Source organism: Mycobacterium sp. 29Ha, from assembly GCF_032883055.1.
Lineage (GTDB): Bacteria > Actinomycetota > Actinomycetes > Mycobacteriales > Mycobacteriaceae > Mycobacterium > Mycobacterium gallinarum.
On sequence record NZ_JAMQTI010000002.1, the window covers coordinates 374,279 to 401,010 of the forward strand.

Annotated in this window: 25 protein-coding genes; 11 read left to right on the forward strand and 14 right to left on the reverse strand. The window is 64.6% G+C overall.

Features of this window, described 5'->3' with window-relative positions; translation table 11 throughout:
- Positions 1-69 precede the first annotated feature (69 nt).
- Positions 70-1,002 carry an acyl-ACP desaturase gene (locus tag M1248_RS04410; protein WP_163725483.1) on the reverse strand — a complete coding sequence of 311 codons (933 nt, stop codon included), beginning with the start codon at positions 1,000-1,002 and terminating at the stop codon, positions 70-72.
- A 281-nt stretch (positions 1,003-1,283) separates the two neighbouring features.
- Between M1248_RS04410 and M1248_RS04415 the strand changes: the two genes are divergently transcribed.
- The 7 genes from M1248_RS04415 to M1248_RS04445 all read left to right on the forward strand — a co-directional run bounded on the left by M1248_RS04415 (position 1,284) and on the right by M1248_RS04445 (position 8,401).
- Positions 1,284-2,282, forward strand: a complete 999-nt coding sequence (locus M1248_RS04415) for an aromatic ring-hydroxylating oxygenase subunit alpha (RefSeq protein ID WP_317147646.1) — start codon at positions 1,284-1,286, stop codon at positions 2,280-2,282.
- Positions 2,279-2,737: an isochorismatase family protein gene (locus M1248_RS04420; RefSeq protein WP_317147647.1), complete on the forward strand. Its 459-nt coding sequence runs from the start codon at positions 2,279-2,281 to the stop codon at positions 2,735-2,737. Before M1248_RS04415 ends, M1248_RS04420 begins: the two co-directional genes overlap by 4 nt.
- A complete protein-coding gene (locus M1248_RS04425; RefSeq protein WP_232076060.1) occupies positions 2,734-3,348 on the forward strand; it encodes a PaaI family thioesterase in 615 nt (204 codons plus the stop codon). Before M1248_RS04420 ends, M1248_RS04425 begins: the two co-directional genes overlap by 4 nt.
- A gap of 8 nt (positions 3,349-3,356) precedes the next feature.
- Positions 3,357-5,012, forward strand: a complete 1,656-nt coding sequence (locus M1248_RS04430; RefSeq protein WP_317147648.1) for an acyl-CoA synthetase — start codon at positions 3,357-3,359, stop codon at positions 5,010-5,012.
- Positions 5,013-5,269: 257 nt separating this feature from the next.
- On the forward strand, positions 5,270-6,478 hold the full coding sequence (locus tag M1248_RS04435) for a cytochrome P450 (protein WP_317147649.1): 1,209 nt from the start codon (positions 5,270-5,272) through the stop codon (positions 6,476-6,478).
- Between the two features lie 3 nt (positions 6,479-6,481).
- Entirely contained in the window at positions 6,482-7,120 is a 639-nt protein-coding gene (locus M1248_RS04440) for a TetR/AcrR family transcriptional regulator (RefSeq protein ID WP_317147650.1), read from the forward strand.
- A gap of 69 nt (positions 7,121-7,189) precedes the next feature.
- Complete coding sequence (locus M1248_RS04445; protein WP_317147685.1) at positions 7,190-8,401, forward strand: CaiB/BaiF CoA transferase family protein; 1,212 nt, start codon at positions 7,190-7,192, stop codon at positions 8,399-8,401.
- Between the two features lie 18 nt (positions 8,402-8,419).
- Here M1248_RS04445 and M1248_RS04450 read toward each other — a convergent pair whose 3' ends face one another.
- Entirely contained in the window at positions 8,420-9,055 is a 636-nt protein-coding gene (locus tag M1248_RS04450) for a DUF2510 domain-containing protein (protein ID WP_317147651.1), read from the reverse strand.
- A gap of 119 nt (positions 9,056-9,174) precedes the next feature.
- A complete protein-coding gene (locus M1248_RS04455) occupies positions 9,175-11,487 on the reverse strand; it encodes a molybdopterin-dependent oxidoreductase (protein ID WP_317147652.1) in 2,313 nt (770 codons plus the stop codon).
- A 29-nt stretch (positions 11,488-11,516) separates the two neighbouring features.
- Here M1248_RS04455 and M1248_RS04460 point away from each other — a divergent pair, with 29 nt between their 5' ends.
- From M1248_RS04460 to M1248_RS04470, 3 genes are read left to right on the forward strand one after another with little or no spacing between them, the layout of a single operon-like run.
- Positions 11,517-12,665: a thiolase family protein gene (locus M1248_RS04460; protein ID WP_317147653.1), complete on the forward strand. Its 1,149-nt coding sequence runs from the start codon at positions 11,517-11,519 to the stop codon at positions 12,663-12,665.
- 8 nt (positions 12,666-12,673) lie between these two features.
- Positions 12,674-13,441 carry an SDR family oxidoreductase gene (locus tag M1248_RS04465; protein WP_317147654.1) on the forward strand — a complete coding sequence of 256 codons (768 nt, stop codon included), beginning with the start codon at positions 12,674-12,676 and terminating at the stop codon, positions 13,439-13,441.
- An 8-nt stretch (positions 13,442-13,449) separates the two neighbouring features.
- Positions 13,450-14,679 (forward strand): amidohydrolase family protein, encoded by a 1,230-nt coding sequence (locus tag M1248_RS04470; protein WP_317147686.1) that lies wholly within the window; start codon positions 13,450-13,452, stop codon positions 14,677-14,679.
- Between the two features lie 36 nt (positions 14,680-14,715).
- On the opposite strand, the gene M1248_RS04475 is transcribed toward M1248_RS04470, so the two are convergent.
- The 10 genes from M1248_RS04475 to M1248_RS04520 all read right to left on the reverse strand — a co-directional run bounded on the left by M1248_RS04475 (position 14,716) and on the right by M1248_RS04520 (position 24,561).
- The gene (locus tag M1248_RS04475) at positions 14,716-15,726 is read right to left on the reverse strand and encodes an NAD-dependent epimerase/dehydratase family protein (RefSeq protein WP_317147655.1); all 1,011 of its coding nucleotides are present in this window, start codon (positions 15,724-15,726) and stop codon (positions 14,716-14,718) included.
- A 1-nt stretch (position 15,727) separates the two neighbouring features.
- Complete coding sequence (locus tag M1248_RS04480; protein WP_163725457.1) at positions 15,728-16,921, reverse strand: acyl-CoA dehydrogenase family protein; 1,194 nt, start codon at positions 16,919-16,921, stop codon at positions 15,728-15,730.
- Between the two features lie 8 nt (positions 16,922-16,929).
- Positions 16,930-17,967, reverse strand: a complete 1,038-nt coding sequence (locus tag M1248_RS04485; protein ID WP_163725454.1) for an acyl-CoA dehydrogenase family protein — start codon at positions 17,965-17,967, stop codon at positions 16,930-16,932.
- A gap of 2 nt (positions 17,968-17,969) precedes the next feature.
- On the reverse strand, positions 17,970-18,806 hold the full coding sequence (locus M1248_RS04490; RefSeq protein ID WP_317147656.1) for an amidohydrolase family protein: 837 nt from the start codon (positions 18,804-18,806) through the stop codon (positions 17,970-17,972).
- Entirely contained in the window at positions 18,803-20,419 is a 1,617-nt protein-coding gene (locus tag M1248_RS04495) for an acyl-CoA synthetase (RefSeq protein WP_317147657.1), read from the reverse strand. The genes M1248_RS04490 and M1248_RS04495 overlap by 4 nt, the downstream gene beginning before the upstream one ends.
- Before the next feature lie 2 nt (positions 20,420-20,421).
- The gene (locus tag M1248_RS04500) at positions 20,422-21,615 is read right to left on the reverse strand and encodes an amidohydrolase family protein (protein WP_317147687.1); all 1,194 of its coding nucleotides are present in this window, start codon (positions 21,613-21,615) and stop codon (positions 20,422-20,424) included.
- Between the two features lie 14 nt (positions 21,616-21,629).
- Complete coding sequence (locus tag M1248_RS04505; RefSeq protein ID WP_317147658.1) at positions 21,630-22,487, reverse strand: enoyl-CoA hydratase; 858 nt, start codon at positions 22,485-22,487, stop codon at positions 21,630-21,632.
- Positions 22,488-22,576: 89 nt separating this feature from the next.
- Positions 22,577-23,581, reverse strand: coding sequence for a dihydrodipicolinate synthase family protein (locus M1248_RS04510; protein ID WP_163725440.1), 1,005 nt, complete (start codon positions 23,579-23,581; stop codon positions 22,577-22,579).
- A gap of 10 nt (positions 23,582-23,591) precedes the next feature.
- Positions 23,592-23,774, reverse strand: a complete 183-nt coding sequence (locus tag M1248_RS04515) for a hypothetical protein (protein WP_317147659.1) — start codon at positions 23,772-23,774, stop codon at positions 23,592-23,594.
- A 25-nt stretch (positions 23,775-23,799) separates the two neighbouring features.
- Entirely contained in the window at positions 23,800-24,561 is a 762-nt protein-coding gene (locus M1248_RS04520) for a crotonase/enoyl-CoA hydratase family protein (RefSeq protein ID WP_317147660.1), read from the reverse strand.
- Positions 24,562-24,738: 177 nt separating this feature from the next.
- Between M1248_RS04520 and M1248_RS04525 the strand changes: the two genes are divergently transcribed.
- Positions 24,739-25,461, forward strand: a complete 723-nt coding sequence (locus M1248_RS04525; protein ID WP_317147661.1) for a TetR/AcrR family transcriptional regulator C-terminal domain-containing protein — start codon at positions 24,739-24,741, stop codon at positions 25,459-25,461.
- 57 nt (positions 25,462-25,518) lie between these two features.
- Here M1248_RS04525 and M1248_RS04530 read toward each other — a convergent pair whose 3' ends face one another.
- A complete protein-coding gene (locus M1248_RS04530; RefSeq protein ID WP_163725433.1) occupies positions 25,519-26,694 on the reverse strand; it encodes a thiolase family protein in 1,176 nt (391 codons plus the stop codon).
- Between the last annotated feature and the right edge of the window lie 38 nt (positions 26,695-26,732).

Genomic DNA, 26,732 nt, shown 5'->3' on the forward strand with positions numbered 1-26,732 from the left:
CTGTAACGATTACAGTATCAGGCGTGAGCAGCGTCGGTGACCCAGATTGCTGCCGACTGGCGCAGGAGGTCAGCCGCCGGCAGGCGCTCCTGCGCCCGCGAGTCGCTCCTGACGTCGCCGCTCGTAGTGACTCGCCTTGTCCTCGACGAGGTCAAGGAAGGCCGCCATCTCGTCGCGCGCACGCGCCCCTTCGCCGTCGACATCGTCGCGTTCAAACACGCGCCAGAACCGCAAGACGGGCCGGACGACGTCGTCCAGATGTGAACGCAGGTCATAGATGCCCGCCTTGGCGATCACCAAAGCGTTGTCCGCGAATCCGGGCATGGTGCTGCCGGGCATCTGGAAGTGGATGACCTCGTGCGCGATCGCCTTCATCGTCTCGTTGGGCGCGATGTCGAAGGCAGCGTCGACCAGGTTTCGGTAGAAGACCATGTGCAGGTTCTCGTCGGTGGCCACTCGGGTCAGGAGTTGTTCTGCCAGAGGGCAGCCCGACGCCTTGCCAGTGTTGCGATGGCTGATCCGCGTCGCGAGTTCCTGGAACGACACGTAGGCCAAGGCCTCCAGCATCGACTTGTCACCCGAGTCGTAACCGGCCTTCATGTGGATCATGCGGCCTTCCTCGAGCGCCACCGGATCGACGCCGCGGGTGACGATGAGGTAGTCGCGGATAGCGATGCTGTGCCGCGCCTCCTCGGCGGTCCACTGGCCTACCCACTGGCCCCACGGCCCGTCGGGCCCGAAGCGCACCGCGATCTCGCGGTGATAGGACGGCAGGTTGTCCTCGGTGAGCAGATTGACGACCATGGCCGCCTTGGCGACGTCGTCGAGAGGCGAATCCTCCGGGACCCAGTCCTCTCCACCCAGAAATGCGAAGTCACGACCGCGGCTCCACGGCACGTAGTCATGCGGATTCCATGGCTTCGCCAAGGACAGGTGGCGGTTCAGGTTGCTCTCCACCACTGGTTCCAGCTCGGTGAGAAGTGCACTTTGGGTTGTCGTCATCAAGGCTCTCCAATACCTACGGCTGCGTAACCTACGCTACCGTAGGTCGACGGAAATGCAAGTGCCGGGCATCGGCTAGAACTCCCGCGCGGTATGGGTTCAAAGCCCCTAGCCGACAGCTTGTTTCGGGCCGCGTGTAACCACGCGGCGCGACCAGGACCGAAATCTCGCCATGCCGTTACACACGGCGTACGACGCCCACGCACTTCGATGCCGCGAACTGTCGAAACCTCTACTGTAATATCTTCCGTTGGCTACGCTTTGCCGGCAGAGGAGGCGCTGTGAAGGTCCCGTTCACCTGGAAGGTCACCGGCTGGTTCATGGTGGGCTGGTCGGCCGAATTTCCGCGGGGCGAGGTCCGTCCCCTCCGATACTTCGGCGAGGATCTCGTCGCATATCGCGACGACTCCGGCCAACTCCATGTGATGCAGGCGCACTGCAGACACCTCGGCGCGCACATCGGACACGGCGGCAAGGTGGTCGGCGACTGCGTCGAGTGCCCGTTTCATGGCTGGCGATGGGGTCCCGACGGGACCAACCGCTATATCCCGTACCAACCCGACCGACCCAACCGCGCACTCAAGCTTCGCGTGTACCCCGTCAACGAGCAGCACGGCTGCGTCTTCGTCTGGCATCAGCCTCAGGGCAAGGAGCCGCAGTGGGAGATGCCCGACATCTTCACCTCGTTCCCGCAGTTCGAGACCGACCCGTCGGCGTATTACCGCCCGTACCCGGAGTTTTCACGCCGTGCCGAGAACGAGCCGGTGCACCCGCAGATCGTGGCCGAGAACGGTCCGGACAGCTCGCACTTCCATTACGTGCACGGCGCGACGGTGACACCGGTGAACCTGGAGTGGAAGATCGTCGACGAGCAGTGGCAGTTCCTCACCGGCTGGCCGGATGCCCGCAGCGACGACCCGAACAAGATGGCGCTGCACATCCACAGCCATATGTTCGGGCTCGGAGGCGCGATCAGCGTGTTCGAGGGACAGTCGAATCATCGTCTGATCTTCGCGGTGACCCCCGTGGAGGACGGGCTGTCGACGATGTTCTACTCGGTCTGGTGGCCCAAGCTGAACGGTGAGACCTCCGACATCCCGCCCGACGAGGTGCGCGAGCGCGTCGAGAAGCAGTTCCTCGGCACGGTCTGGGAGGACCTCGACATCTGGCGATACCAGGAGTACATCGAGAACCCGCCGCTGGCGAAAATCGACGCCAAACCCTATATGGCGCTGAGGAAGTGGGCGCAGCAGTTTTACGAGGTCCCCGCATCTGTATGAGAATTGGTCTGGCCGCCCTTGCAGACGAAGCCCGTCGTGAGGCCCTGCCGAACATCGAACGTATGATGCCGGCCGCGCGGGACGCCGGTGTCAAGGTCATGCACTGTCTCGTGCAACGCCGACCCGACGGTCTCGGCGGCAATCACAACGCGAAGATCTTCGCGATCGGCGACGGCTCGGGCAGCGAAATCGCCATCACCCCGGGCGCGCCGGGTGCCGAGCTGTTGCCCGAACTCGGCCCGATAGCAACCGATCTCGTGTTGCGCCGGCGGCACGGTATCGGTCGCGGCACCAACCTCGACGCGGTGAACAAGGCCTATCGCGTCGTCCTGCCACGCAACGCAGTCGCCGGTATCCCCACCGACTACGCGAACACGGTCATCGACAACATGCTGTCCCTGCTCGCGACCATCACCACCACCGACAAACTCATCGAGGTATGGAAGCAGCCGTGACAGACACCGACCACCAGAGCACGGCCTTCCCCGAGATCGAACCCGTCGACACCGGCCCCGAGTTGGGCCGTTTCATGACCGCCATGCGGAGACTGCAGGACATCGTCGTGTCGACCGATCCGGACCAGGAACTGTGGGCCGACGCCGCCGGCCAGATCGAAGAACTGTGCACGCGCCTGGAAGTCCACCGCGCACCGCAGGGTGTCGCCCCTGCCGGGCGCGGACCTCACTTGCCGGGTCTCGGGCATCCCCTGATGCCGCCATGGACGATGACGGAGTTCGGGCCCGACGGTGTGGTGATGACGGGCCACTTCAGCCGCTTCCATGTTGGCGGCAACAACGCCGTGCACGGTGGCGTGATACCGCTGTTCTACGACTGGCATTTCGGGATGATCGTTTCCGCGGCCAGCCGCGCCAACAGTCGCACCGCGTATTTGCACGTCGACTACCGCAAGATCACGCCGATAGACCAACCACTTGTTTCTCACGGTCGGATAGATTCGATTGATGGGCGGAAGGCCTTCGTCACCGCGACGATGACAGACTCTGACGGCAATGTCCTCAGCGAAGCCAACGGCCTGATGCTCCGCCTGCTCCCCCACCAGCCATGAGAGGCATGATGTCCGACACGCCGCAGTTCACCGTCCCGGCCACCGCCGACGCCGTCGCCGCGGTGATCGGTGACCGCGAATTCGTCGTCCAGGGCAACCGCCGGTATACATACGCCCAGATCCTGGAACGGTCCAACCGGCTTGCCAGGTATCTGCACTCCCGCGGGCTGGGAGCCAAGACCGAACGGTCCGAGCTCGCCGGGCACGAGGTGGGCCAGGACCTCTTGGGCATCTACGCCTACAACGGTCCCGAGTACGTCGAGGCGATGCTCGGTTCATGGCGGGCCAGGGTCGCGCCGTTCAATGTGAACTATCGCTACGTGAAGACCGAGCTTCAGTACCTGCTCCAAGATTCCGGTGCGACCGCGCTGATCTACCACGCGACGTTCGCGCCACGCGTCGCTGACGTCAAGCGTGCGCTGCCGCGCTTGCGCGTCCTCATCCAGATCGCCGACGACTCGGGCAACGACCTGGTCCACGGCGCGGTCGATTACGAGTCGATCGTCAGGTCGGGCTCGTCGGAGCCGCCGCCGGTCGAGCCCTCCCCGGACGATCTCTACGTCCTGTACACCGGCGGTACGACCGGAATGCCCAAGGGCGTGCTGTGGCGTCAGCACGACATCTTCATGACGTCGTTCGGCGGTCGCAACATGGCGACCGGCGAGCTGACCCAGTCCTACGACGAGATCGCCAAACGCGTCCAGGAGAACCCGGGCACAAAGATCTTCACGCTCCCGCCGCTGATGCACGGCGCCGCGCAGTGGAGTGTGATGACCGCGCTCACCACCGGGCAAACGGTCGTGTTCTCGGACAACCCGAGCCGGTTCGACGCCGATGAGGTCGTGCAGACCGTCGAGAAGGAAAAGGTGTTGGCGGTGCAGGTGGTCGGCGACGCGATGGCACGGCCACTCGCCGACGCCATCGAACGTTCGTCGGCTGATCTGTCGTCGATGGCCGTGGTCGCGAACGGCGGTGCGCTGCTGACGCCGACCGCCAAACAGCGGCTGATCGACGTCAAGCCGGGCCTGATCGTCATGGACGGTGTCGGATCCTCGGAGACCGGCATCCAGATGAGTCATATGTCCACTCCCGGTGCGGTGTCGACGGGCAAGTTCAACGCGGGGCCGGACACCTTCGTCGCATCCGAGGAACTCGACTCGATTCTGGAACCGGGCCATGACGGCATGGGCTGGCTGGCCCAGCGCGGGTTTGTGCCGCTGGGTTACAAGGGCGATGAAGCCAAGACCGCCAAGACATTCCCCGTCATCGACGGCGTCCGGTTCTCGATTCCCGGTGATCGCGCACGCCATCTCGCCGACGGTGGGATCGAACTACTGGGCCGCGAGTCCCAGACCGTCAACTCCGGTGGCGAGAAGATCTTCGTCGAAGAGGTCGAGACCGCGCTGCTATCGCACCCCGCGGTGGCCGACGTCGTGGTCTCAGGCCGGCCGAGCGAGCGGTGGGGCCAGGAGGTCGTCGCGATCGTGGCTCTGCTGGACGGCGCCAGCGCTGACGCCCAGGAACTGATCGAGCATGCCTCGAATTCCATTGCGCGCTACAAGCTGCCGAAGGCGGTGGTGTTCCGGCCCGTCATCGAGCGCAGTCCAGCAGGCAAGGCCGACTACCGGTGGGCCCGCGAGCAGGCAATCAGCGGGAGCGCATGAGCGACGCTTGCCAGCGAATCATCGGCACCGTAGTCGACGGCTCGTACGGTTGCGCGCGATCCGCAAGGCGAGGCGTGAACCTGCCCGCATCGATGCGCTGAACGGCGGGGCTGCCCGGCAGGCCAGGACATTCACGTCGACGGCGGGTTCGTCACTTCGGTGACAGCCGGGCCTCCTGTCCAGCTGATATAGTCTACTGTAAGATTTACAGTACTGTTCGCAGGACCAAGCCCGAACCCGGAGATGCTGGAGCATTCGTGGAGAGCTCAGTGCACAACGTCACGGTCGAGGAGGCGGCTGACCTCGTCCGTGACCCGTATCCCCTGTTCGCGCGGCGGCGGCAGGAGTTCGGTGTCTTCAAGGGCAGCGTCATGGATTGGTCCAAGACGCCGGAGTCGATGCTCCACGAAAACATCTATGCCGCAGTGTCTTTCGATGCGGTCAACCGGGTGTTCCGGGACAGCAAGGTCTTCAATTCGCACATCTACGACAGCACCATCGGCCTGTTCATTGGGCCGACGATCCTCGCGATGGAAGGCAAGAAGCACTGGGAGCACCGGAATCTGGTCTCGGCAGCCTTCAAGACGAGATCGCTGTCGCGGTGGGAACCCGAGATCGTCCGCCCGGTCGTCGAGGGGTTGATCGACGAGTTCATCGATGTCGGACACGCCGACCTGGTCAAGCAATTCACCCTCGAGTTCCCCACCCGGGTGATCTCGAAGCTGTTGGGGCTTCCCGAAGAAGACTTGCCCTGGTTCCGCAAGCGCGCTGTCGAACTGATCAGCTACACCGTCAAGTGGAAGCGGGCCTTCGAAGCGTCGACAGCGCTGAAAGACTATTTCCTGCAACAGATCGAGTTGCGCAGGCGCAAGCCGACGCCGGACATCATCGGCGACCTGGTGACCGCCGAGATCGACGGCGAAAAGCTCACCGACGAAGCCATCTATTCCTTCCTGCGTCTGCTACTGCCCGCCGGGCTCGAGACCACCTACCGGTCGTCGGGCAACCTGCTGTTCCTCCTGCTGACCCATCCCGAGCAGTTCCGCGCGGTGCAGGCCGACCGCGATCTCATCGGGCCCGCGATCGAGGAGGGGTTGCGCTACGAGACGCCGCTCACCACGGTGCAGCGCTACGCCACCGAGGAGACCGAGCTCGAGGGCGTCACCATTCCACACGGCGCGGTGATCGACGTGTGCATCGGATCGGCGAACCGCGACGAGCACCGCTGGGAACGGTCGGAGGAGTTCGACATCCACCGTAAACGCGTGCCGCACATATCGTTTGCGGCCGGCGAACACACCTGCATGGGTCTGCATCTGGCCCGCATGGAGACCCGCGTCGCCGTCGAATGCCTACTCGATCGACTGACCGACATTCACCTGGTCACCGACGACAACCCCACCATTCACGGGCAGCCCTTCCGCTCCCCGACCGCCCTCCCCGTCACGTTCAACTCCGCTGGTTGAGTTGTGGGCGCCAATGCGAAGGCAGACACTCGCAAGCGACGAGACCGCGGCTCGATCAGTGCCGACGAGATCCTGCAGGGAGCCTTTGACGTAGCCGCGCTGGTGTCGATCGACAACCTCAGCATGCCGATGCTGGCCAAGCATCTGGACGTCGGGGTCACGAGCATCTACTGGTACTTCCGGCGCAAGGACGACCTACTCGACGCGATGACAGATTGCGCGCTGGAGCGGTTCGAGTTCACCGTGCCAACCATCGACGCCTCCAACTGGCGTGCGTCGCTTCGCGACCACGCACATACGATGCGCAAGCACTTCCGCGACCATCCGATCCTGTGCGACCTGGTCCTCATTCGCAGCCAGTTCGGTGGCAGCGCCGTACGTGGAGCACTGCAGAAGATCGAGCAGCCCGTCGGAGCGCTGATCGAGGCGGGACTCGATGCGAGCCAGGCCATCGCCGTTTACGGCGCGATCTCCGTCCACACTCGCGGGTCGGCGGTGCTGGAGCGCATCCAGGACAAGACCGAGGGCTTCCCCGCTCCGCGCTCGAACGGCAAGCGCTACATCGGCTTCGCCGACGACATCGACTACGACTACATCCTTGAGAGCATTCTCGACCACGCGCAAACGCTGATCGATCAGTGATTTCGCAGCGATCACTACAGTAGGTAAATACGACGACGTGTGGGCAGAGAGGTCGACTTGATCAAGGTAATGGAGGGCGTTCGCGTTCTCGAGGTTGCGCAGTTCACGTTCGTTCCCGCCGCCGGGGCGATCCTCGCCGACTGGGGCGCGGACGTGATCAAAGTCGAGCACCCGGTGCGCGGTGACACCCAGCGCGGCTTCATCAACATGGGCGGGTTCCAGCTCGACCCCAACCGCCATCCCCTGATCGAGCATCCCAACCGCGGCAAGCGCAGCGTCGGCATCGACGTCTCCACTCCCGGCGGTCAGGAAGTCCTGTACGAGATCGCCAAGACCGCGGACGTCTTCCTCACCAATTACATGCCCGCCCAACGGCAGAAGAACAAATTCGACATCGAGCACATCCGCGCCGCCAACCCGAACATCATCTACGCGCGCGGCAGCGCGTACGGAGACAAGGGAGTCGAACGCGATACCGGCGGTTTCGACGGAACCGCGTTCTGGACACGTAGCGGTGTGGGCCATGCCCTGACACCCGAGGAGATCGGCGGCGCACTGCCACAGGGCATTCCGGCGTTCGGCGATTCCATCGGCGGAATGAACATCGCGGGCGGCATCTCCGCGGCGCTGTTCCATCGGGAGCGCACAGGCGAAGCCGTCGAACTCGACGTGTCGTTGCTGAGCACCGCGTGGTGGGCCGCCGGCGCCAGCGTCACTCAGGGTATGGAAACCGGCGAGACGATGCGCTCGCTGATGCCGGGAACCACAGCGTCGGTCAACCCCTTCATGGCGAACTACCTGACGTCTGACGGCGGCACGATCAACCTGTGCATCGTCAGCCCGACCGGATACATCCGGGATGCGTTCGAGCATCTCGGACTGCCCGAGCTGGCGGACGATCCACGCTTCTGCGACGTCATGCCACTGATCCAAAACGCCGAAGCGGGTGTACAACTCATCGCCGAGGCGATCCGCAGCAAGCCCTTCGCATATTGGCGTCAGCACCTCAAGACCATGAAGGGCCAGTGGGCGCCGTTCCAGAGCCTCATCGACCTCGCCTCCGATGAGCAGGCGATCGCCAACGACATGATCGTCGAGGTGGAAGCCAGCGACGGCGGCGCCCCGTTCAAGGTCGTGCGCGGCCCCGTGCAGTTCAACCACGAGCCGCTTGAGACGACGCGCGCCCCGCAGGCCTCGGAGCACACCGAGATCGTGTTGATGGAACTAGGGCTGGACTGGGACCGCATCGAGGCACTCAAGGACTCCGGCGCGATCGCCTGAATCGTCGGAGGGCTTCGACTATTGGCTGACGGGGTCCTGCGCGCTGACCCCGTTCGTAGAGACATGAGGGGTCCAGCGGGCGCCGTCCCAGTACCGCAGCTGGTGACGCCCATACGGATCTGGGTACCAGTTCGGGGCGGGCCCGCCTTGGGACGCTTGCGATGAGGCTGCCGGCTGCAGCCAAGGTGCCGGCTGGTGACGACCCGACTTCAATTCCGTCAGCCACTCTGCGGTCGATCCACCGCACGCGATGGTCGTACCCTCCAGCTTCGGCCACCCAATAGATATTCGCTTCTTTTCGATGTTCATGGTCGGGTATTCGACGGCCTGCAAATCCTGAACGGTTCCGTCCTCATGCCGGCTGAACCAGACCCGGCGGTTGGTTGCGGCAAGCAGGCGCACCTTGGCTTTGGTCCCTCTGAATCCCACAGTGGAGTAACCGGATGCGTGCTTCACGTCGACGAGCGCCTCGTCGGTGGCGACATGGTGCGCGATGGCGCCCATCAACTCACGGCTGGCCTGGTACACCGCGGGAGCGGCTGCTTCTCGCGCCATTCGGTCGTCTACGTCGCGACTGGCCTTGTTGGGCGGTTTCAGGTGCGCGTCAGTCACCCGACGCGCAACCAGTTCGATTTGTTCAGATGTGATCGCCATAGCGACGCCCCCTCGCCCCTGCTGTTCAACCCCCAGGGGTTCAAGTTACGACGCCATCGACCGTGATATGCCGGTTTCACGACAACGTTGAGTCCGCGTCAGCGCCGCCGAGCACGTCCTCACTCGCTTTGCTTAGCCGTGGACGCAGCGTCAATGCGCTCGATGCGCACGGGTATGCCTGTCAGCCAGGCCATTCCGGACATCGACTCGACGTCTTCGGGCTCACTCGAAGTCAACCGGTTCACGTTCGCCCCGCCGGCGCGGTTGGCCAGCTGCCAGCCGCCGGTGCCCTTGTGACCCCAGCCGTGCGGAATGGCGACGACGCCGGCCATGAGGTCCTTCGTCGCGGTGACCGGCACGGTGATCTGGCCGTAGGGCGAGCTGATCTGCACGACATCGCCGTCCGCGATCTGCAGCTCCGCCGCGTCGTCGACATGGATCAGCGCATGATGGCGACGCTCGCCGCGCATCAACAACGGCGAGTTGTGCATCCACGAGTTCTCCGAGCGTGGCTCTCGCATGCCGATCATTCGCAGCGGGTAGCCCGGCGGATGCTCGCTGCGCGTCAGCTTGGCGACCTCGTCGGCGATATCGGAATGGACCAACCGGACGCGTCTGGACAGATAGCCGACCGCGTCGCGCAACACTCCGGTGCGGATGTGCGGGGCCACCACCACGCCGTGCGGGTGCCGTTCGGTCAACCTGCGCAACGTCAGCCCACCACGGCGCAGGCCGAAGCGGTCACCACCCTCCGACATTCGCACAAGCGCATCCATCATGAGTCGCGGCGTGAGGTCGGTCCCTAAGGCACTCAACGCCTTCCGCGCAACTCCGAAGGCCGCGAATGCCGGTACCTGTCTCCCCAGTCGACGTGCGAGGTCGTCGACGATGTCCCATTCCGGGCGCGACTCACCCGCGGGTGCGACCACGGCCTCGGTGGCCTGGCGGAACGGCGTGGCCTGAAAGGCCTGGAAGGTGTAGGGGAAGTCGTCACGCTCGTACATGGTGGTGACGGGAAGGATGTAGTCGCATCGCGCAGTGGTCTCGGTGATATAGAAATCCAGCGCCACCGACAGTTCCAGTGTTTCGAACGCGGCCTCGAGTTCATCGCCGTTCGGCACCGACAGCACAGGGTTGCCCGCCGACACGAACATCGCCTTGATCTGGCGGTCGCCCGGCGTCATGATCTCCTTGGCCATCAGCGCGGCCGGCTCGGAACCAATCGCACTGCGAATCCCGCTGACGCGCGAGCGTTTCCGGCGTCGGGACCGTCGCATCACGGCGCCCATCAACGTGTTCTGCCACCTCTGGCCCACCGTCTGCATCGAGCTGAACACCGACCCGCCCGGCGCGTCGAGATTTCCCGCGACCAGGTTGACCGCATCGATCAGGTAGGTGGTGAGCGTGCCGTAACGGCCCACGCAGGTACCGAGTCTTCCGTAGATCGCGGCGCGCGGCGTCCGCACGAGGTCGCGGGCGAGCGCCTTGACGCTCGCAGCATCGATACCGGTGTGGGCGGCCGTCGCCTCCGGCGTGAACGGTGCGCTCAGCGATCGCAGCCAGTCGACGCCGTCGGCGTCCCGACTCACCCTGGCCACGTCGACGAGGTGCTCGGAGAACATCACCTGCAGCAACGACAGCAGCAGAAAGGAGTCCGAGTCGGGAACGATGCCGAGCCATTCGAAGGCGACGGCGGTCTCGGTACGGCGCGGGTCGACGACCACGACCCGGCCGCCGCGCTTGACGATGTCGTGCATGCGGTCTTTGATCCTGGGCGCGGTCAGGAAACTACCGTGGGAGACAACCGGATTGGCGCCCATCATCACCAAGAGTTCGGTACGTGTCAGATCGGGGATCGGGACCGACGTCGGCACGCCGTAGAGCAACTGGCTCGCGATCAATCTGCTGTTGGTGTCCTGCGACGACGCGGTGAAGTAGTGACCGTGCCGTCCGAGACCCTTGATGAACAACAGTGCCGCGAAGGTATGCGCGTAGCTGAACGCGCCGGGATTGCCCATGTACCAACCGACGCCGCCGGAACCGTGCCGCCGCAGAACCGCCGACAACCGCGCCGCGATATCGGACATCGCCTCGTCCCAAGAGACCGGTTCGAATCCGTTCGGGCTTCCGTCATCCCCGGGTCGTCCCCACGCAAGCGGGGGGCCCACCGCTCCAGCCCGCCGGCGCCGCAGCGGTGTCGTGACACGGTCGGGGTCGTTCTGGACCTCGGTGAAGGCGATGCCCTTCTGGCACGCGAACCCCGCCGACAGCGGATGTTCCTTGTCGGGCCGCAGCGCGACGAGACGGCCGTCCTCAACGGTCGCGACCATGCCGCAGAGCGGCTCGCATATCCGGCAGAACGTGGGCTTGTGTTCGATCACCGGCGGCACGCCGACTACGATACTGTAAGAGTTACAGTTGGGATAGGCCATTGGCCCGACTAGGGAGGAAGGTCTCGCACATGACCAACGACGTCGCCATCATCGGTGTCGGGATCCACCCGTTCGGCCGCTTCGAGGGCAAGTCGGCCATGGAGATGGGCGTCGACGCGATCTTCGCCGCCGTCGCCGATGCCGGCGTCGACTGGAAAGACATCCAGGCCGCCACCGGCGGCAGCTGGACCGTCGCCAACCCCGACGCCATCGTCGGCATGGTCGGACTGTCCGGCATTCCGTTCACCAACGTGTTCAATGCGTGCGCCACGGCCGCGAGCGCCGCGAAGGCTTGTGCCGACGGAATCCGGCTCGGCGACTACGACATCGGCATCGCGATCGGTCTGGACAAACATCCCCGGGGGGCATTCACCGAAGATCCGGCACTGGTGGGGATGCCGAGCTGGTACGCCGAAAACGGCCAGTACCTCACCACGCAGTTCTTCGGGATGAAGGCCAACAAGTATCTGCACGACCATGGCATCTCGCACGAGACGCTGGCCAAGGTCGCCGCCAAGAACTTCCGCAACGGCGCGCTGAACCCGAACGCGTTCCGGCGCAAGCCCATCGCCGAGGAGGACATCCTCAACTCGACGATGCTGAACTATCCCCTCACGCAGTACATGTTCTGCGCACCCGACGAGGGAGCAGCGGCCGTGGTGATGTGCCGCGCCGACATCGCGCACAAGTACAGCGAGAAACCCGTGTACCTGAAGGCGGTCGAGGTGCGGACTCGCCGGTACGGCGCCTATGAGGTCAACACGACGTTCGCTCCGGTCGCCGAGGACGTGGCACCCACCGTCTACGCCGCCAGATCCGCATTCGAAAAGGCCGGTGTGGCACCGGAGGACGTCGACGTGATCCAGCTGCAGGACACCGATGCCGGAGCCGAGATCATCCATATGGCCGAGTGCGGATTCTGCGCCGACGGCGATCAGGAGAAGCTGCTGGCCGACGGCGCCACCGAGATCGGCGGCGCGCTACCCATCAACACCGACGGCGGGCTGATCGCCAACGGCGAACCAATCGGCGCGTCGGGCCTGCGCCAGATCCACGAATTGGTACGACAGCTGCGTGGTGAGGCGGGTGACAGGCAGGTACCCGGCGAGCCGAAGGTCGGCTTCGCCCAGCTCTACGGCGCACCCGGCACCGCAGCGGCGACAATCCTCACGAGGTGACGCAAGAGATGTCCAAAACCGTCGTAATAGGGGCGTCGAGCGGCCTCGGGCGTTGCATCGGGGTGGGCCTGGCCCGGAGGGGTGGGCGGGTAGCGCTGCTCGCGAGGCGCGTCAAGCGTCTCGAAGCCGCGGCCGAGGAATCCGGGCCCGGCGCCGTCGCCCTAGAGTGCGATATCACCGACGAATCGTCGGTCCGGGGTGCCATCGATGCCGCCGCGGAAGCACTCGGCGGGATCGACAACCTCGTGTACACCCCCGCCGTCGGGCCTCTGGTGCGCCTCGTTGACACCGACGCCGAGACGTGGCGACGCATCTTTGACACCAACGTGATCGGTGCGGCGCTGGCCACCGCCGCAGCGGTGCCACACCTCGCGGAGTCCAAGGGCAAGGTGGTCTATCTATCCTCAGACGCGGGCACGTACGGGCCGCCGTGGCCGGGCCTCGGCGCCTACGGCGTGAGCAAGTCGACGCTCGAGCGACTCGCCGAATCGTGGCGGGCCGAGCATCCGAACATCGGGTTCACCTGTCTCGTCGTCGGCGAGTGCTCCGGCGGCGAAGGTGACGGCCAGACGGGCATGACCGACGGCTGGGACAAGGAACTCGCGACAATGGCGTTTCCGCTGTGGGTGTCGCGTGGCTGCATGCCCGGCAAGTTGATGCCCGTCGAGGACCTCGTCGACGTGGTGCACACGATCCTGAGCACCGATTCGTCAACGTCGATGCCGATGGTGATCGCGCGGGGCGCGCCAACCGGCACCACGACCCTGCCCAAGTGAAAGTGACCATGACCCAGTTCACCGGAGCGCCGATCTTCGACGCGGACCAGCACATGTACGAGACGCCTGAGTCGCTGACGAAGTTCCTGCCCGACAAGTACTCGCGCGCTGTGCAATTCGCACAGTTCGGTCGACACACTCGGATCGTGATCAACAACAGGGTCAACGACTTCATCCCCAACCCCACGTTCGAGCGTGTCGCTGCGCCGGGTGCCCACGAGAAGTTCTTCGCGGGCGAGAACACCGAAGGTCTCACGCTGCGCGAAATGCAGGGGCCGGCGATCAACGCGCCCGCCGCGACCCGCAACCCTGCCGACCGCGTTGCCGAACTGGACCGTCAGGGTGTCGTCGAGGCGTTGAACTACCCGACGCTGGCCAGCCTCATCGAGCACGCGACCGCCGATGACCCCGAGCTGTCGCTGGCCGTCATTCACGCACTCAACCAGTGGATCCTCGAGCAGTGGACGTTCGACTACCAGAACCGCGTGTTCTCGACGCCCATCATCAACCTCTCCGAGGTCGACGGCGCCCAGCGCGAGCTGGAGTACCTGCTCGCCAACGACGTCAAGGTCGTGCTGATCAAACCCGGCCCCGTCAACGGCATCCGCGGCTGGCGTTCACCGGCGCTACCCGAGTTCGACCCGTTCTGGCGCGATGTCGAGGCCGCTGGCCTGCCAGTCGTCCTGCACGCCAGCTATCCCCCACTCGACGACTACGTCGCCAAATGGGAGCCGCCCTACACGCAGAACTTCATGGCGCAAAGCGCATTCCGCTGGATGGTGCTGGGGCACCGGGAGATCTCCGACATGATCGCCGCCCTCATCTGTCACGGAACGCTGACCCGGTTCCCGAAGTTGCGCATCGCCAGTGTCGAGAACGGCAGCTCGTGGATCTTCCCGTTGTTCAACGACTTCGAGGACCTCTACAAGAAGATGCCGCAGAACTTTCCCGAGCATCCACACGACGTATTCCGCCGCAACATCTGGGTGAGCCCGTTCTGGGAGGGGTGTGTGTCCGACGTCGTGACAACCGTCGGCTGGGACAAGGTGCTGTTCGGCTCCGACTATCCGCACCCGGAAGGACTTGCGGAGCCGAAGGGGTTTTGGAAGTACGCCGAGGGCATGGACGAGCGGCGTACGTACGACTTCATGGGCGACAACGCGCGGCGGTTCATGGGACTGCCGATCGCGAACCCGGATCCAGCGGCGCTCGAGCCGCCCGTGCTGTCCAACGCATAGCCGGCTATCTCGCCGGTTCGCGGCATGCCGACCGGCTCAGCCGCGGCGGGCTACATCCTTGGCATGGTCGACGTGGAACCTTGCCGCCTTGCGAATCGATTCCGCGGCAGGGCGCGGCTTCCAGCCGAGTTCGCGCGTCGCCTTGCCGTGGTCCGCAGGCGATGTGGTGTGTAGCAGACGCACGCCCGTCACATCGATGACGGGATCACGTCGCAGCAGTCGGGACACCGCGCCGTTGAGGAAGCCCGCGGCGTACATCACCGCGAGCGGGATGCCGAAGCGCGGCGGTCGCGCACCGACCTCGTCCGCAGCGGTCGTCAGCAGTTCCCGCATCGGCATGTATGTCTCGGAGACGATGTAGCGCTCTCCCACCCTTCCGTGGTCGGCGGCGAGCAGGAACGCGTCGGCGACATCTTCGATCCCGACGACCTCGGTGGACACGCCTTTGACGAAAACCGGAAGCTTGCCTTGGGCAGCCAGTTTCACCATCAATCCTTGATTCGGCTGCCAGTCCAGCGGCCCATACGGGTTGGACACATTCAACGCGATTGCAGGCAATCCCCGTTCGCGGGCATAGCGCAGCACCATATCTTCCGCCTTAAGGCGCGACTCGATATAGGGTCCGCCCACCCCTGGCCAATTGAACGCATCGTCTTCGGTCGCCGGGCGGCCTTCGCCGAGGGCGATCGTGCCGATGGTGCTGCAGAACACGAACCGATACAGATCGGCCTCGGTGGCGATATCGAGCACCCGTTGCAGGCAGTTGACGTTCGTTTCGAAAAGCGGTGCTGGGTCGCGCAGGTGGAATCGCGTGTCGACCACGCAGTAGTAGACGACGTCGCGGTCGGCCATCGCAGCCCGCAAGGCTGCCTCGTCGTACAGGTCGCCGTAGCATCGTGCGACGTCGAGGTCGTCGATCCCCAGCGTCTTGCTGGACTTGCGGAGGTACACCCGCACGTCGTCGCCGCGCTCGACGAGCTTGCGAGTGACATGGGAGCCGACGAACCCGCTCGCCCCCATGACGAGAGCCCGACGCGGCGAGGGCATACTACGACGCCTTCTTGGTCACCGGTGCGTATGCCGGTTTACCGAGGCCAAGCACGTACTGCGCGATCATGTTTCGGAACACCTCGAGAGTGCCACCGTAGATGCCGACCAGCGGCGCGAACCGGAAGACATATTCGGCGGCCCCGTCATCGGCCGCCCCGTCGGCGCCGATCGGCAGTGACGCTGCCGTGCCAAGGATGTCCATCAGATCCGGTGAGATGTCGCGCATCGTCTGGGCGAGCGCGACGCGTCCGAAGATGCTCGGCGCGCTCAGGGCCGCCTCCATTCGAGCGACGCTTCGCCCCAGTCGGTATGCGACCGAACCGTCGTCGATCAGGCGGCGGCCGTCGGGGCCTGTCTCGTCGACCTTGGCGGCCGCCTTGTCGACTGCGGCAGCCATGAACCCGGCCTGGTGCATCATGATCGACACATCCTGCAGACCGTCCTTCGCGGCTTCCACCGCACCGTGTTCGACGTTGAGCGGTTCACGCACCACCGTCCAGCCGCCGTTGACCTCTCCCAGCCGGTACTTGTCGTCGACGCGCACATCGCTGTAGTAGACGATGTTCGTGCGGTCACCGTCGACGGTACGTACGCCCTGGATCTCGATGCCGGGCGAATCGAGCGGGACGAGAAACATGGTCAGGCTCTTGTGCTTCGGCGCCGTCGGGTCGGTATTGGTGATCAGGAAGACGTACTGGCAGTTGTGTGCACCGGTGGTGAACATCTTCGATCCGTTGATCACCCACCCGTTGCCGTCACGCACCGCACGGGTCTTGCACGTCGCGACGTCGGACCCACCCTCGGGTTCGGTGTATCCAAGACAGAGTCGGGCGTGGCCGCTGTAAACCTGCGGCATCACTTCGGCTTTGAGCTCGGGGGAACCGAACTTCTCGACCGAGCGCGCGATCATGGCGGTGGTGCCCGAGGTGACCCACGGCACGTGGGCGCGGCGCTTCTCCAGAGCCCAGATTCGGGCCCGGAGGCGATCGAAACCGCCCTCCGATTCCGGCTTCCATTCCTTCTCGAGGTAGCCCGCTTTGCCCAGGGCGAGGTGCACACCCTCGTCGAAGTTGTCGCCGGTCTCGCGATCGCGGCGGATCACCTCATCGGTGACGTGGGTGCGCAGGAAGCCACGCACCTCGTCGAGGAAGGCCTGATCGTCGTCGGAGAGTTCGACCCGTGAAAAATCCATGGCGGTACCTATCTGCTTTCCCGGGCCACGACGATTTCGGCGACGTACTTGGCGGTGACGCCCGGATCGCCGCCGGCCAGTGACCATCCACGGGCCCGCACCAGATAGGCGGTGGCGGCGGCTTCGGCCGAAACACCAAGACCGCCTTGAACGTGAACCGCCATCGTCGCCGCCTTCGAGGCTTCTTCGGCCATGAACACGAACGCCGACGGTGCCAATTCCGGACGTTCGTCGGGCTCGTTGTCGAGGAACCACGCGGCCCGCCGCGCCAGGTTGCGTCCGCCCTGCACCGTGATGGCGATGTTGGCGAGCGGATGCGAGATGCCCTGCAGCGTCGAGATCGGGACGCCGAGTGTGTAGCGGGACTTGGCGAACTCGGCGGCGATGGTCATCGTCTCCTCGACGAGTCCGACAAGCGCTGCAGCGGTGAGCACCCGCCATTCGTCGAGTGCACGTTGATATTCGGTCAACGCCTCCGGACCACTGCCCAGGACGGTACGGTCATCGGCCGCGTTGGGATCGACCCATGCCATTGGCATCTTGCCGATGTTGTCGACCTTCGCCGGTCGGGTTCCGAACGTCAGGCACACCACGTCGTCCCCGTCGCGGACGATGATGCGATCCGCGATCGAGCCGGTCGGGATCAGCCGGACACCCGACACGTTGTCGTGTCGAGGATCGAGCGCAACGAGCTGCTTACCGTTGACCACGTCGGGTTCTACCGTGCCGAGCCGTGCTTGCAGGCGCGCTGCACAGATGTGATCGATCCACGGAACCGGAGCCAGCGCCCGGCCGAGTTCCTCGGCCACCAGGGTCAGGTCGACGAGTGTGGCGCCGTCTCCTCCGCTGGATTCGGCCAGCGCCATGCTGGTTGCCCCCATGGCGCACAGGCGTTCCCACAGACTCTTGTCGAAGCCGGATTCCTCGGCGGCGCGGACGGTTTCGATCGGGCAGTGAGTCTTGAAGAATTCCCGATACGCGGACTGTATCGCCTCGTGGTCGTCCGACAGGCTGTAGTCCAGCCTTCGCAGTTCGTAACGGTCCATCGTCACTGCTCCTCTCGGGGCCCGAAAAAGAAATCCTGTGCGTTGTTGTAGAGGTAGTTGTCCAGCACCTCGGCTGGCAGGTCCAGCGCCAGCGCCTCGGGCACCACCCGATGCATTCTCAGCACCGGCCAGTCCGAAGCGAAGATCACCTTGTCGGGTCCGCGGGTGCGCATGTAGTGCAGCAGGCTGTCCGGCAGTCGCTTCGGCGACCACGCCGACGTCATCAGTCGCAGGTTCTTGTACTTGATCATCAGTCGGATCGCGACATCCCACCACGGGTCGGCCCCGTGAATCATGCAGAGTTTCAACTCGGGGAATCGCACGCAGACCCGGTCGAGGTGAATCGGGTTCTGCGCCTCCCCCGGGATCGGCGGCCCCGGCAGCCCGGTGTTCACGCACAGCGGCAGCCCGAGCTCAGCGCATTTGGTGTAGAGCGGGTAATACACTGCGTCGCTCGGCGGGTATTGGCCGTCGCCCCAAAAGCTGGGCCCCACTGCGGTATACGCCACCGGCATATCCCGCACGACGGCGGTGAGTTCTCGCAGCGACGGCATGGGGCGCAGCAGGTTCACCCCGCCCATGGCGAGGGCGAATTTGTCGGGGCGCTGATCGACGAACTTGCGGGCCGTCACCGACGGCTTAGTCAGGTTGTCCATCAGGATGGCCTTCTCCACGCCGCGCTCGTCCATCTCCTCGAGTAGCTGCGCGAGCTCGACCTGGCCATAGAGGGACTGGGGTCCCTTGAAGTAGTCGTCACGCACCTTGAGCATGAACTCGGGCTGCTTCTCGGTCTCGCCGAAGTGGACGTTGACCAGACAATCAATCGCTCTCGTGCTCACGTCAGCGACGCCTCTTGCACGGCAGCGGCTTTCGCCCAGCGGTAGTCCGGCTTACCGTTTCCGAGCCGACGGACCTGATCCACGATGATGAACTCCTTCGGCGCCTTGAACCGCGCGAGATGCGACGTGCACTGACGATGAAGCTGTTCCGGGGTGACATCGACGGCCTCCTTCAGGGCCACGAGGGCGACGAGTTCTTCACCCCAGCGGTCGCTCGGACGCCCGACCACCAACGCGTCGGCCACGCCCGAACAGGCGCGCAGCACTTCCTCGACTTCTTCGACGAAGACCTTCTCGCCTCCGGTGTTGACGACAAGGGAATCTCGGCCGAACAACTGCAGCGAGCCATCGGCAGCCAGCGAGCCACGGTCCCCGGAGATCACCACCCGCCGCCCCTCGACGACGGGGAACGTCTTGCGGGTGGCGGCCTCGTCGTCGAAGTACCCCAGCGGGATACGCCCCGCACGCGCGACGAAGCCGACTTCCTGCTCCCCCGGTTGCAGGAAGCGGCTGTAGTTCTCAGACAGGACCAGCGCGCCCTCCCTGAGTACGAACGTGTCCTTCTGGTCTCCGTGCTGGCTGCGCCCGAAGCCCACGTTCCCGGTCTCCGACGAGCCGTATCCGTTGATCAGGGTGATCTGCGGCAGCAATTCCAGAAGAGCCTCTTGGTGTTTCGGATTGGTCGCCGCTCCGCCGGTGCCGATCGCATACATCGACGACAGATCGTAGGAACCGGCGCGCAGTTCCTCGACCAGCGGGGCCGCGTAGGCGTCACCGACCATCGTCATCATCCCGACCTTCTCACGCTCGGCGGTCTCCAGTACCGCACGCGGGTCGAAGCGTGTCTTGTCGTAGAGGACGATCGGCAACCCGTTGAGCAGTCCCGCGAATGCCGTCCACATACCCGCCGCATGCATCAGCGGGGACACCGCGAACCACGGCTGGCCTTCGAATCCGAGCTTGGCGTGAATCTCGTCGACGGTCTCGTGGTCGGCACCGTTCATGGACACCACGTAGGTGTCGCTCTGCCGCCACATCACACCCTTCGGGCGGCCGGTCGTCCCGCCGGTGCACACCATCATCACGTCGTCCGGTGAAGGCGCGAGATCGTGGTCCGTATCGCCCTGCGCCAGAGCATCGTCGAAGCTGATGGCGCCGGGCAGGAACGGGACGGTGCTGTCGTCGTCCACCGCGATCATCACGTCCGCCGCGGCAGGCGGGAGCACGTCGGCGAACGTGGGCCCGAACGAGCGGTGATAGATCACCGCCCGCGGTTGCAGGTACTCCAGCAGTTCGGCAACCTCGCGCGGGGCGTAGTTGTAGTTGACGTTGACCGGCACGGTTCGCGCCTTCAACGAGCCGATGACCGCGTCGGGGTAGAGATCGTTGTGCATGACCAGTGCGACGCGATCCTGTCCGCACTCCCAGTTCTGCAGCTCGTCCCGTTCCCGGTGTGCGCCCAAGCCCTGGGCGGCCAGAAAATTGGCCAGTCGACGGGTCCGTTCCGCCGATTCGCCGAACGTGCTGCGGCGTGTTCCACAGACGGTCATCAGCCGGTCGGGTACGGCCTCGGCGATCGCGTCGAGCACCGCCCCGATGGTCCATTCGCCCATGGCTAGGCGGAAGCCGTCACGTTCGCACCAAGCAGTTCGAGTGCGTTGTCGCGCATCACCTTCCGGGTGTCCTCGTAGCTGAACTCGGGGAACTGCGGGATGTCGGCGGTGAAGGTCATCGGATCGGCCAGACCCTCGCCGTGGGGCCAGTCCGAGCCGAACAGGATCTTGTCGACACCGATCGTTGCGGCGAGCTCCTTGACGTCGTCCTCGTAGTACGGCGCGATCCAGACGTTGTTCTTCAGCTGTTCGACCGGATCTTCTTTGAAGTGGTACGGCGCGGTGTTGGCAGCCTTCTTGAGCCGTTTGATCAACCGGTAGACGAAATACGAGCCGTTCTCGATGCTCGCGACCTTGAGTTTCGGGTGCCGGGTGAAGACCTGATGCACGATCATCGAGGCCATCGCGTCGTGGATGGCGCGGTCGTCGAGCAGCACCTGGTCCAACGGATCCTTCTTGCCGAATCCCTCGAACGTGGCCTTGCCGCCCCACAATGCCGCGATCGCGAGATAGCCGCTGTCGGACAGGTGGAAGATCACCGGAACGCCGGCCTCGGCCAGCCGGGCCCACACCGGATCGTGCAACGGGTCGCCCAGAGAGCGTGGCTTGACCCGGCCCGGGACCGGCGCGGGCCGCACACAGACGTTCTTGGCGCCGCGGGACAGGACGAACTCGACCTCTTCCACAGCCTTGTCCGGATCGGCCAGCGAGATGATCGGCGCCGACAGAAACCGGTGATCGGGGCGATCGAAGCCCCAGTCCTCGTCCAGCCAAAGATTGAACGCGTGCACCGTGGCCATGGTCGCGTCGATGTCGTGCTTGAGGGCTTCCTCCACGCCGCACGCGAAAGTTGGCAGCATGAATACGGTTTCGAGGTTCTGCTTGTCGAGAATCTTCACCCTGGCGTCGCGATTCTGATACTCGGGATGATCGGGCAACCGGTCGACCTTCATCAGTGATGCCGGATCGACGCCTTCGGGGATTTCGCCGCGGAACAACAGATCCAGGCAGCCCGGTTCGATGATCGGATCAAATGTCGGATTCGGGATGAAGTGATTGACCACGCCACCCATGACGGCGAACGTGCGCTTGCCCTCGGTCAGCATCTGCACGCCGCGGCGCTTGAACTCCTTGGGCAGGTGGCGTGTGCACGAGTCGATCGTCTCGTAATAGTGGTTGTCGACGTCGATGGCCATGTAGTCCAGGGCTTTCACGATTCCTGTCCTTTCAAAGGCGGGAAATTGGGCTGACGCTTTTCGAAGAAGCTCGTGATGCCTTCGATGAAATCGGGACGCTGCATGGATTCGTGCATCAGCTTCTCGGCATCGTCGCTGGCATCCAATACTTCGCGCATGGTGTCTGCGTACACCTGTTGCTTGATCACCGCCAGCGAGCTGGGCGCGCAATTGGCGGCGATGTCCTCGGCATAGGCGATCGCCCGCGGCAGCAACTCGTCTGGTGCGACGACCTCTTTGACCAGGCCGAGGTGCGCCGCCTCGTCGGCCAGGAAGACGCGACCGGACAGCAGCAGGTCCAGTGCAACACCCTGACCGACGATGCGCGGCAGGATCCAGGAGATCCCGTACTCCGCGATCAGACCCCGTCGGGCGAAGGACGTGGTGAATTTCGCACCGTCTGCAGCGAACCGCACATCGCACATCAATGCCATCGTCATACCCATGCCTGCGCACGCGCCGTTGATTGCCGCGATGACCGGCTTGCGCATCGTGGTCGTGAAGTGAGGATGACGCGCACCGACCAACTTGCCGACGTCGGTGTCCGCTGCGGCGTCGACGGTGGCGGCGCTGATCGAGCTGAGGTCACCCATGTCCGCGCCTGCGCAGAAGGCGCGGCCCCGGCCGGTGACGACGATGGCACGAACATCGGGATCGGCCTCGGCGTCGTCGAGACGCAGGTAGAACGTCGTGGCCAGACCGCCACCCCAACCATTCATGCGTTCGGGCCGGTTGAGCGTCAGGACCGCGACGCCGGTATCGCGCACCTCGTAGAGCACCGGTTCGGCCTCGCGGGCGGCAACGGGGTCGGCGACGCGGTCTTCAACGCTCACCCGTCAGCCCTCCTCAGGCGCTTAGAACTGGATGTATGTGCATACTGTACACCTATCGGTAGCGCCTTCCGCAACCGTCTGGTGCCTCATCAGCCGACCAACCCGAATCGCCTATACGCTGCGTCGATCCGGCTTTTCGCCTCCTGTGAAAGCTCGGCCTGCGGCGGCCGCGAGTGGGGGTATGAACCGATGGGGAGTCCGAGCACCGATGCCGCGTACTTGAACGCCCCGCCCCAGTGGGTGAAATAGTCCGGCCGCCCCGGATAGCACGTGAAGCATCCTCCGATGTCGACGGTGAACTGGTCGATACCCGACCTCTCCGCGTAGTCGATCGCGTCGGACAATTTGTCGCTCCACACGAGCTCCCAGTATTCGGAGAACACTCGATGCTGCGGGGTTTCGTAGAGATAGCCCGACGTGCCCAGTTGCGCGGGTCCGACGATCCCCGCGCGCAGCCACCCGGCTCGGTAGACGGTCGTCTCGCATTCCCAGATCGTCAGGTCTGGAGCGAGGCCGTGAAGCTGCCGGCTGGCCGTGGGCCGGAAGGCGCCTTCCTTGGTCGCGCACACCGCGGGTATCTCGTCGTAGATCCGCGCGCCCTCGGCGGGCGTCAAGACGTAACCCGATGATGGCGAATTGAACATGCCCAACGCGATATCGCTGCGGTCGGCGATGTATTGGAAGAACCGTAGAACTCCGGCTCCGCCGTGCGCCTCCATCATCGGCGTCTGGATGTAGACGATGTCGGCACCGGCCTGCTGCGCGTGCAACGTCAGTTCCAGGCAGTCCTTCGCCGACATCGCGGCGGTGCATGCTTGCACGACGACACCGGGGTCGGCGGCCCGTCCCTCTTCGATAGCGACCTCCAGCAGCCGCTTTCGCTCCTCGATCGTCAGTGACCAGAACTCCGCGATGCCGCTGGTGCACCAGAGCATGGGGTGGCGCAACTCGCCTACGCAGTAGCGCACCAATGTTCGGTAGGCGTCCCAGTCGATGTCGTCGCCGTCGTCACCGCTGAACGGCGTGTAGAGGGAATTGCCGATCCCGCGCAGATTGCCGCGGGCCCACTCGCGGGCCTCTTTGGCTGTGGCCACTGCTGCCTCCTCAGGTGAAGTCTCGGGTGAAGTCGCTGCCGCCGTCGAGGTTGACGTTGGCACCGGTCAGGTGCGAATTTCGCGACACGAGAAACGGCGCCTTCCGCAGCAGCGGTAGCGCGGAACGGACGCAGCGCACCATTCCCGTCACGCCGTCGTGCTCGACCAAATCCGTTGCGGCCGAATTGGCCAACCCGAGATCCATGTCGTGCGCGCGGTCAGGTGCCGGTCCAGTTGGGTGCGCGCTTCTCGGCAAACGCGATCGCGCCTTCTTTCGCGTCGTTCGACGAGAAGATCGGAACGATGTACTCGCGTTGCTTCTTCCACATCTCGTCCTCGCTCCAGCCGACAGACTTGACGAAGATCTCCTTGGTGGTGGCGACCGCCAGCGGACCGTTGGCCGTGATTTGTTCGGCCAATTCGATTGCGCCGGCTAGCGCGTCGCCCGGTTCGGTCAGCACGTTGACGAACCCCCACGCTTCTGCCTGCTCGGCGGTGAAGCTCTCACCGGTGAGCGCCAACTGAAGTGCCTTCTGGTACGGGATCCGCCTGTGCAGACGTAGCAGTCCGCCGCCGGCAGCCACGAGGCCGCGCTTCACCTCGGGGATGCCGAACTTCGCCGTCCTCGATGCGACCACCAGATCGGTGGCGAGCACGACTTCGGTGCCGCCGGCCAGCGCGTAACCTTCGACTGCCGAGATCAGCGGTTTGCGTGGCGGCCGCTCGGTGAAGCCGATGCCGCGACCCGGAATCGCGACCATCTCCCCTGCGGCGAAGGCCTTCAGATCCATGCCCGAACAGAAGTTGCCGCCCGCGCCGGTCAACACGGCGACCGATAGATCCTTGTCCGCGTCGAGTTCATCGACCGCGTCGGCCAGGCCCTGACTGACGGCGAGGTTGACCGCATTTCGCGCTTCCGGTCGATTGATCGTGATGACGAGGACGCGTCCCCGGCGCTCCGTCAGGATTTCGTCCGACACCCTTCGCCTTTCGCTGCCACGCTAGAAACACTTACTATAGGGCTTACAGTAAAGAAGCGAAACGGTGCAACGGTACGTTTGACGGCAAGGGCGGAGGGCCGACACACCTGCGTAGACGCAGATCAGAGGGCAATTGCCGGTACATTCAGTCCACCAGTCGAAATGGAGGTGCCGTTCGTGGCAAGGCAGGCGACGGCCGAGAAGCGTCCACGGCGCGAGCGCGGGTCGATCAATCCGGACGACATCATCAAGGGTGCGTTCGAACTCGCCGAGGAAGTGGGCATCGACAACCTGTCCATGCCGCTGCTCGGTAAGCACCTCGGGGTCGGCGTGACCAGCATCTACTGGTATTTCCGCAAGAAGGACGACCTACTCAACGCGATGACCGACCGGGCGCTACGCCAATACGTCTTCGCGACGCCGTACGTCGAGGCGAAGGACTGGCGCGAAACACTGCGCAATCACGCCCGCTCGATGCGAAAGACGTTCCTGGGCAACCCAATTCTCAGCGATCTGATCCTCATCCGATCCGCCCTGAGCCCCCGTACTGCGCGGCTCGGCGTGCAAGAGGTCGAGAAGGCGATCGCAAGTCTGACAGAGGCGGGCCTGTCGGCCGATGACGCCTTCGATACGTATTCCGCGGTGTCGGTGCACGTCCGCGGTTCGGTGGTGCTGCAACGCCTGCGCGAGAAGAACCGCGCGGCGGATGACGGTCCCGCCGATCTCGACGAGGCCATGGCGATCGACAGCGAATCCACACCGCTGCTTGCGTTGGTCACCGAAAAGGGCCACCACCTCGGCGCGGCCGACGAGAAGAACTTCGAGTTCGGTCTCGAGTGCATCCTCGATCATGCCGGCCGGCTGATCGACGAGGCCAAGAAGCCGGCGCGCAAACGCTAGCGATTTCGGTGTAGTTGGTCGCGCTCACCGCGACCAACTACACCGAAATCGCAAGGTTCAGACCTCGATGATGACTGCGCCGCCCTGGCCGCCGCCTGCGCACATCGCGGCCATACCGATGCCACCGCCACGCCGCTGCAGTTCATAGACAAGCGTCGTCACCATCCGCGCACCGGAGGCGGCGATGGGATGGCCGAGGCTGCAACCGCTTCCGGAGAAGTTGACCAGTTCCTCGTCGATGCCGTACTCGCGGCATGCGGCGATCGGCACCGATGCGAAGGCCTCGTTGATCTCCCACAGCGTGATGTCCGACGGCTTCAAGCCGGCGCGGTCGAGCACCTTGCCGATCACTTTCACCGCACCGAGCCCGCAGTCGCGAGGGGGGACACCCGCTGCGCCCCAAGCCCTCACGGTGGCCATCACCGACAAGTTGTTGGCCTCGGCGTAGCCGCGCTCGACCAGCGCGACGCCGGCAGCCGCATCGTTGGTGCCGCTGCTGTTGCCCGCGGTGATCGAGAAGCCCTCGATCTCCGGGTGCAGCACCTTGAGCCCGGCGAGCTTCTCGACGGTGGTGTCGCGGCGGGGATGCTCGTCGACGCTGAAGTCGACCACCGATCCGTCGAACTGCTGGATCTTCATCGGGATGATCTCGTCACCGAACTTGCCCGCATCCTGCGCGGCGACGGCCCGTTCGTGTGACCGGGCCGCCCAGGCGTCCATCTCCTCGCGGGTGATGCCGACCGACTGCGCGGTGTTCCAACCCACCGTGATCGACATGTCCTTGGCCGGCGCATCGGGTGTCTCGACGTGCGTGGGCGGCATCCACCGCTCCTCGAACTTCAGCTCGGGTCCCGGGATCCGCCAGTTGGTCAGCGGGGTCATCGACAGCGACTGCACGCCGCCTGCGATCAGTACACGCTCCATGCCCGAGCCGATCTGCGCGGCTGCGTTACCGATCGCGGTGAGGCTACCTGCGCAGTGTCGGTTCACCGATTGGCCCGGAACGTGTTGTAGCCCCATCGCGTCGGCGGCGTAGCGCGCCAAATCGCCGCCCCCGTAGTGCGACTCGGCAAAGATGATGTCGTCGATATCCGCGGGATCCACACCCGACCGACGGACCACCTCGGGCAGCACGGTGGTGATCAGAGTCTCGGGCGGGGTGTTGACCAGCGTCCCCTTGAAGGATCGGCCGATTGCCGTCCTGGCTGCACCGACGATAACGGGTGTGGACATGTTTTCAACCTCGGGTTTCGGCGTAGGTAACTTTACAA